This is a genomic window from Perlucidibaca piscinae DSM 21586 (assembly GCF_000420045.1).
GTDB lineage: Bacteria > Pseudomonadota > Gammaproteobacteria > Pseudomonadales > Moraxellaceae > Perlucidibaca > Perlucidibaca piscinae.
In genome coordinates this window covers 346,240-352,998 of record NZ_ATUE01000007.1, presented here as the reverse complement: position 1 = coordinate 352,998, position 6,759 = coordinate 346,240, and the positions used below count along the sequence as shown (strand labels likewise).

Sequence of the window (6,759 nt, the reverse complement as noted above, 5' to 3'; positions counted from 1 at the left end):
GCGTCATCGGCAAAGGGTCTAACATGGCGGGCATCCGATAGGGTCTGGCGGTCAATCCACCCTGCCAGTCCTGTCGCCCATGCTTGCGCAACCAGACCAGAACCGTCGACCGCCCCTGGATACCGTAGCGCACCTGCGCCTGCTTGTAACTCAGTTCGCCTTTTTCAACCTGCTCGACAACGGCGAGTTTAAAAGCCAGCGAGTAATCCCCCTGCGTCCGCTTCACCTCAGCATTCATCGCACTCTCCTGAAAACAGCATGGAAAGTGTCAACCTTATTCAGGACGAGACACTGAGCATGAAAAAGCCCGCTTCACGCGGGCTTTTTCATGTCTGGGTGGTGGCGCTGGCGATGCCGCAGGTACCCTGCGCAATAGATGCCTGCGCCTCGTGCACACCCGCATGCAGGCCTCAGGAGAGCGTGGTCTGGCTCTGCAGGTAGTTGGGCAGGCCCAGCTTCTCGACCAGCTCGAGCTGGGTTTCCAGCCAGTCAATGTGCTCTTCGGTATCTTCCAGAATGGTCAGCAGCAGATCCCGGCTGACGTAGTCACGCGCCGCCTCGGCAGCAGTGATGCCATCACGAACCGTGGCCTGCGCGGCCCGCTCCAGACCGAGATCGGCCGCCAGCATTTCCGGCACCGTCTCGCCGATCATCAGCTTGTGCAGATCCTGCAGATTGGGCAGGCCGTCGAGCATGAGGATGCGCTCGATGAGGGCATCGGCATGCTTCATCTCGCCGATGGATTCGTCATATTCCTTCTTCGCCAGACGCTCGAAGCCCCAGTGGCGATAGATGCGGGCATGCAGAAAGTACTGGTTGATGGCAGTCAGCTCGTTCTTGAGCTGCTGGTTGAGCAGACCGATGATGGTCTTGTCGCCTTTCATGTCGGGATCTCCAGGGCGCGAGAGGATGATCCCGTTATAGCACGTGGTTCAGGACCAGGGCGACCACTGGCGCACGGCCGAGGTGGCCATGCGTGGCATCTGCTGTGCGCCTTCGGAAACCAGCGCCTGCTGCCAGGTGGCTTCGGCATGATCGCGGCAGGCACCGCAGCAGCTCGACAGTCCGGTCTTCTCCTGCAGCGCCTCGAAGCTGGGCACGCCCTCGGCAGCGGCGTTGCGGATGTGACGCTCGGTGACCCCGTGACACAGGCAGACGTACATGGCGCGATGACCTCGATGGCAGCAATTCATGGCGAGCCCGACCGGCGCTGATTGCGCACCATGCCGAACCCCGTGATCAGATTCTAAACAAGATTCGTTATCATTTGCAACCTTGCGCCGGAATCGCGGCGGCCTCCTGCAATACAGGCTGCCGGCAGCGCCGGTTTCGCGGTAGTCTTGGCCACTTCATACAAGCTGCTGGCGCAAGAAGGTGCACACGCATGACCGAAGTGGCATTCCTGGGTCTGGGCGTCATGGGCTATCCCATGGCGGGTCATCTGCAGCGTGCCGGTCATCGCGTGCAGGTCTGGAACCGCACACGCGCCAAGGCGGATGCCTGGTGCGCACAACATGGCGGCCAACCGGCTACGTCCCCTGCCGACGCCGCGCGCTCGGCCAGCATCGTGCTGACCTGTGTCGGGCGCGATGACGATCTGGAGTCCGTTGTGCTGGGGCCGGATGGCATCCTCGCCGGCCTGCGCCCGGGCAGCCTGCTGATTGATCACTCCACGGTCTCGGCAACCCTCTCGCGTCGCCTGGCTGCCATGTTGCAGGAGGCCGGCTGCGGCTTCGTCGATGCGCCGGTCAGTGGCGGCCAGCAAGGTGCCATCAACGGTCAGCTCAGCATCTTCTGTGGCGGCAGCGACAGCGATGTGGCCAGGGCCGCACCGGTGCTGGCCGCCTATGCCCGCGCCCAGGCCCATGTCGGCCCGTCCGGCAGTGGCCAGCTGGCCAAGATGGTCAACCAGATCTGTGTCGCCGGCGTCCTGCAGGGGCTGTCCGAAGGCATGCATTTCGCGCAGCGCGCCGGCCTCGACGTGGCCCAGGTCATGGCGCTGGTCGGCCAGGGCGCCGGATCGTCCTGGCAACTGATCAACCGTCACGCCACCATGATCGCCGACCAGTACGACCACGGCTTTGCCGTCGACTGGATGCGCAAGGACCTTGATATCGTGCTCGCCGAGGCCGCCGGCCTGGGCCTGTCCCTGCCCGGCACCGAGCACGTCAACGACTGTTACCGCGCTGTGCAGGCGCTGGGCGGCGGACGCTGGGACACCTCCAGCCTGCTCAAGGCCCTGCAGGCGCAGACCCCCGATCACACACCACCAGGAAACCCCTCATGATGCTGTCTGTCTCCCGCCACTGGCTGCGCCTGACCCCGCTCGCCGCCGCCCTGCTGCTTGCCGCCTGCGACAAGTCCCCGGTGAGCACTGATGCCGCCATCGATACCGATCAGCAGAAGTTCAGCTATGCCGTCGGCGTCGAGATCGGCCGCTCGCTGACCGCCATCGGCGACGATGTCGATCATGCCGCCCTGCAGCGCGGCCTCACCGAAGCGCTCGCCGACACCAAGCTGGCCATGAGCGACGAGGACATGGAAAAGATCAAGGCGTCGACCCTGCAGACCCTGCAGGCCAAGCGCATGAAGGAAATGCAGGCCAAGGCTGGCACCGCCTCGGACAGCGGTCGCAAGTTCCTCGAGGACAACGGCCGCAAGCCCGGCGTGATCACCACCCCCAGCGGCCTCCAGTACGAGGTGCTGAAAGCCGCCACCGGCGAACGCCCGCGCGCCACTGACACGGTCACCGTGCACTACCACGGCACCCTGATCAACGGCGAGGTCTTCGACAGCTCGGTGGAGCGCGGCCAGCCCGCCAGCTTCCCGCTGGATCGCGTGATTCCGGGCTGGACCGAAGGCGTCCAGCTGATGACCGTGGGCAGCAAGTACAAGTTCACCATCCCCAGCAACCTGGCCTACGGCGAGCAGGGTTCGGGCGGCAAGATCGGCCCCAACGAGACCCTGGTGTTCGAGGTCGAGCTGCTCGGCATCGAGAAGTAAGCCCCCTCCCCGCCCTGCCGCGCCTCAGCCCCAGTTCGGGCGGCGCGGCACGGGTTGCGGTCCGGCCAGCGTGCGCAGGCGCTGGTGCAGCTGCCGCGTCTCCAGCAGATTCCATACCCGAAGCACGACCTCGACCACATCGAAGGGTTTGGTCAGGAAATCGTGCGCACCCAGCGCCAGCGCCCGGTGCCGGGCCTCGCGGCTGACATCGGCGGTAAGCACGATCACCGGCAGGTACTCGCCCTCGACCTTCAGGGTCTGCAGGCGCGACAGGATGGTGTAGCCGTCCATGTCGGGCATGCGCAGATCGAGCAGGATGACATCCGGCTGGTAGCGCGGAATCATCTCCAGCACGCGGGTCGGCGCGGTCAGTCCGAGCACGGACTGGAAGCCCTCCTGGGCCAGGATCTGCTCCAGCAGCTCGACGTTCAGCGGCTCGTCATCAACGATGAGAATGCGTGACTGCAGGATGTCCTGTTCGTGTGTCATGACGGCGTGTCCTCCTGGTGGCGCGGCAGGTGCAGACGGAAGCAGGCGCCCTTGCCGGCGGGCTCGTCGCAGTGGATGTCTCCCCCCATGGCCTGCATCCACTGACGGCTGATGACCAGCCCGAGACCGGTGCCGGGCTTCTGCGAATCCAGCCGCTCGAAGGGCTGGAACAACTGGTCGCGGCGGCTGGCGGGAATGCCCGGCCCCTCGTCCTCGACGGTCAGCTGCACGCTGTCCGCCAGTGCCGCCAGGCGAATGCGGATCTGCCCGCCCGGGCGATTGAACTTGGCGGCATTGTGCAGCACGTTGAGCAGCACCTGGCGCAAGCGCTGGTTGTCAGCCAGCACCCAGGCCGATGCCGGCAGCTCGAGATGCCAGTCCGCGACCGGGATCTGCTCGGCAGCCTGGATGAAGCTCACGGCGTCCCGCAGTAATGCCGCCATGTCGACGCGGGACCAGCGCATGCCTTCAGCCTCGCGCGCGGAGCGGGTCAGCTGCAGCACGTCGTCAACCAGGTGCAGCAGGTGATCGGCACTGTCCAGCATGTGGCGAAGGTTGCGGCGCGACGGGTCGGACAGGGCGTCACGCTGCATGAGCTGGCCGAAGCCGAGAATGGCGTTGAGCGGCGTGCGGAGCTCGTGGCTGATCCGGGACAGGGTGTCGGTACGCGCCTGGCTGGCAGCCTCCAGCGCACGCCGGTCCTGCTCGGCACGCTGGCTTCGCCACCACAGCAGACTGGCCGAGGCGACACTGATCAGCACCACCAGCACGGCGATCAGGGTGATGATCTGCTGGCGCTCGCGGACCTGATCACTGAGCGCGACACGTTCGGCAATGATCTGGTGTTCGCGCTGCTCCATGTCACGGATCTGCGCGCGCAGGTCATCCAGCACGCGCTTGTTGTCCTGCAGCAACGGCAGCAGCTGGGTCTCGCGGGCAACGCGGGCACGCTCGCGCAAGGTGCCGAGGTTGTCGAGCTTGATCTCCACCAGGCGGGTGATGATCTCGACCTGACGCGTCTGGACCGGGTCGATGACGCGCTCGCGCAGGCGCTGGAGACGTTGCGGCAGCTCCTGCTGGGCCCGGTGCCAGGGTTGCAGGAAGCGCTCGTCCCGGGTCAGCAGATAGCCGCGAATGCCGCTGGCGCCTTCAGCGAGCTGGGCATGCACGGCATGAATGCCGGCCAGCACCTGCAGACCCTGGCGCACGTTCTGCTCGGCCTGCGCTGCGGAACGGGCAGCCCACAGCACCGACAGCATGGCGGCAATCAGCATCAGCACCGGCACGATCACCAGCACCAGGCGCAAGGGCACGCGCCACCTCATGATCCGGTATCTCCGAGGCGCAACTCGACGGCACGCGCGGCCGCATGCGCCCGGTCCTCGAGACGCAGCTTGGCGAGAATGTGCTCGATGTGGGTCTTCACCGTTCCCTCCTTGATGCCCAGCTGCTCGGCAATGCGCTGGTTGCTGCAGCCTCTCGGCAGCAGGGACATGACTTCACGTTCGCGCGGCGTCAGCTGCTCCAGCTCCTTGCGCCAGCGCTCCGGCAGGCGACCGGCACGTCCGCTGACCTGTTCCTGCCAGGCGGCCGCCAGGAACGGCGCCAGCACATCCAGCCAGTCCTGGTCCGAGACGGACAGCACCGGTGCCGACGGCGGTCCGGCCAGCACCAGCAGCCCCGTGACCTGTTCCCGCGCCACCAGGGGCAGGAAATACTCGTAGCCGGCGTGACCGTCGCGCTGCAGCCAGGGCTGGCTCACCTCGGTCAGCAGCAGCGGGCGCGCGGAAGGCTGCAACAGCCCCTGAAGCAGGCCGCGCACCGGCAGCCGGGTTCCTGGCGGCATGGTCGCTCCGAGCGTGGCCACGGCGGTGAGCCGGCCCGCCTGGAAGCGGAACAGTCCGGAGGCTGACGCGCCGAGAAACCCGGACAGCAGCCGCAGGGCGGCGTCTCCCGCCTCCTCCAGCGACTGGCGACGAAGACAGGTCGCCAGGCCGCCCAGCAACTGCCTGCCATCGTTGACCACATGCTGTTCCCGCAGTGCCTGCCGTTGCTCAAGGATACGGCTGGCGGATCTTGCATCCTCTGTCATATGACGTACTCCCCGGTCTGTCGCTCAGCAGATCTTCAGGAGCTTTTAGCAGGACATGATGCCTTCCGTGAAGCGAACAACGAGGAGGTTCATGATGCGCGACATTCCCCCGCCGATCCGGCGGTTTCTGCTTGCAGGCCTGCTCTCCCTGCCCGCCTCCGCAGCGCTGGCCGATGCCGCGTCGGCGCGCACCATCACGGTCTATGACGGGCCAGCCACGGTGGCCTTCAACGAGAAGCACCACTTCGGCATCAATGCCGAACTCAACCGGGCCTGGACCAACCTGGTCTTCAAGCGCGGTGACGATGACCCGCTGGCCGTCAAGCGCGTGACGGTGCCGGGACTCCGCTATGCCCCGGACCGCAACGCGGTGATCTATGCCGCTGACGGCAGCGAGGTCGTCTGCGCCACCGTGCAGACCCGCCAGTTCCTGGGCATGACGTCACGACGCCAGCAGGCAACGGGCAACTGCAACTTCCAGACGCGCACGGAGCAGGTTCGCGTCGACAACGGCTTCGACATCGAGACCCGTGAACGGGTTCGCATCGAGCTTCGCATCAACCCCACCGGCAACACCATCTGACCCCTGAGGAGATACGTCATGAAACCGTTGAATTCCCTGATTGCCACCGCCTTGCTGGTCGGCGCTCCCCTGGTGCATGCCCAGCAGGTGATCTCGCTGAACATCACCGAAGAGGAAGTCCTGTCGTCCCAGCGTCAATGGGAGAAGGGCCTGGTCGAGATCAGCACGGCCTACGACGCCAAGGGGCATGCCGCCGCCAAGGCCGTGGCTGAAAAGGTCATCGACTCGACCTACGACTACAGCTATGGCCCGGTGCTGTTCAAACCGACGCTGACCAGCGCGCCGCAAACCTTCCGTACCGATCGGGAAGGCGCCCTGTCGTACTTCGTCGGCGGCAACCCGAAGTACCCCAACGATACCGGCTTCGCGCTCAAGGGCTGGCGCAATGTCGACATCCAGAACATCGCCATCTACCTGTTCGGCAAGACGGCGGTGAGCATGGGCAAGGTGCACTTCACCGACAAGAACGGCAAGATCACCAGCGTCGACAAGAGCTGGGGCTTCCGCAAGGACGACGACGGCACGATCCGCATGGTCATGCACCACTCCTCGCTGGAAGTGCCGCCGCCTGCCCCTGCCAAGGGCAAGTGAG

General features: G+C 65.6%; 10 protein-coding genes. 4 read left to right on the top strand and 6 right to left on the bottom strand.

Features of this window, described 5'->3' with window-relative positions; translation table 11 throughout:
- The 3 genes from F595_RS0109155 to F595_RS13585 form a co-directional block, all read right to left on the bottom strand.
- On the bottom strand, positions 1 to 238 hold a 238-nt coding region (locus F595_RS0109155; protein WP_022956569.1), incomplete at its 3' end, for a helix-turn-helix domain-containing protein.
- Between the two features lie 172 nt (positions 239 to 410).
- Entirely contained in the window at positions 411 to 884 is a 474-nt protein-coding gene (bfr, locus tag F595_RS0109150) for a bacterioferritin (RefSeq protein ID WP_022956568.1), read from the bottom strand.
- A gap of 48 nt (positions 885 to 932) precedes the next feature.
- Positions 933 to 1,163, bottom strand: a complete 231-nt coding sequence (locus tag F595_RS13585; protein WP_022956567.1) for a (2Fe-2S)-binding protein — start codon at positions 1,161 to 1,163, stop codon at positions 933 to 935.
- A 221-nt stretch (positions 1,164 to 1,384) separates the two neighbouring features.
- On the opposite strand from F595_RS13585, the gene F595_RS0109140 reads away from it, so the two are divergent.
- Both F595_RS0109140 and F595_RS0109135 read left to right on the top strand, forming a co-directional pair.
- A complete protein-coding gene (locus F595_RS0109140; protein WP_022956566.1) occupies positions 1,385 to 2,287 on the top strand; it encodes an NAD(P)-dependent oxidoreductase in 903 nt (300 codons plus the stop codon).
- The gene (locus F595_RS0109135; protein ID WP_022956565.1) at positions 2,284 to 3,003 is read left to right on the top strand and encodes an FKBP-type peptidyl-prolyl cis-trans isomerase; all 720 of its coding nucleotides are present in this window, start codon (positions 2,284 to 2,286) and stop codon (positions 3,001 to 3,003) included. Before F595_RS0109140 ends, F595_RS0109135 begins: the two co-directional genes overlap by 4 nt.
- 24 nt (positions 3,004 to 3,027) lie before the next feature.
- Here the strand turns inward: F595_RS0109135 and F595_RS0109130 are convergent, their stop codons facing one another.
- Genes F595_RS0109130 through F595_RS14240 form a run of 3 tightly spaced genes read right to left on the bottom strand, consistent with a single transcriptional unit; the run spans position 3,028 to position 5,584 of the window.
- Positions 3,028 to 3,492 (bottom strand): response regulator, encoded by a 465-nt coding sequence (locus tag F595_RS0109130; protein ID WP_022956564.1) that lies wholly within the window; start codon positions 3,490 to 3,492, stop codon positions 3,028 to 3,030.
- On the bottom strand, positions 3,489 to 4,817 hold the full coding sequence (locus F595_RS0109125; protein WP_084682913.1) for a sensor histidine kinase: 1,329 nt from the start codon (positions 4,815 to 4,817) through the stop codon (positions 3,489 to 3,491). The genes F595_RS0109130 and F595_RS0109125 overlap by 4 nt, the downstream gene beginning before the upstream one ends.
- Positions 4,814 to 5,584, bottom strand: coding sequence for a helix-turn-helix transcriptional regulator (locus tag F595_RS14240; RefSeq protein ID WP_084682912.1), 771 nt, complete (start codon positions 5,582 to 5,584; stop codon positions 4,814 to 4,816). The genes F595_RS0109125 and F595_RS14240 overlap by 4 nt, the downstream gene beginning before the upstream one ends.
- A gap of 91 nt (positions 5,585 to 5,675) precedes the next feature.
- Here F595_RS14240 and F595_RS0109115 point away from each other — a divergent pair, with 91 nt between their 5' ends.
- The gene (locus F595_RS0109115) at positions 5,676 to 6,167 is read left to right on the top strand and encodes a hypothetical protein (protein WP_022956561.1); all 492 of its coding nucleotides are present in this window, start codon (positions 5,676 to 5,678) and stop codon (positions 6,165 to 6,167) included.
- Positions 6,168 to 6,185: 18 nt separating this feature from the next.
- The gene (locus tag F595_RS0109110; protein ID WP_022956560.1) at positions 6,186 to 6,758 is read left to right on the top strand and encodes a hypothetical protein; all 573 of its coding nucleotides are present in this window, start codon (positions 6,186 to 6,188) and stop codon (positions 6,756 to 6,758) included.
- The last annotated feature ends 1 nt before the right edge of the window (position 6,759 follow it).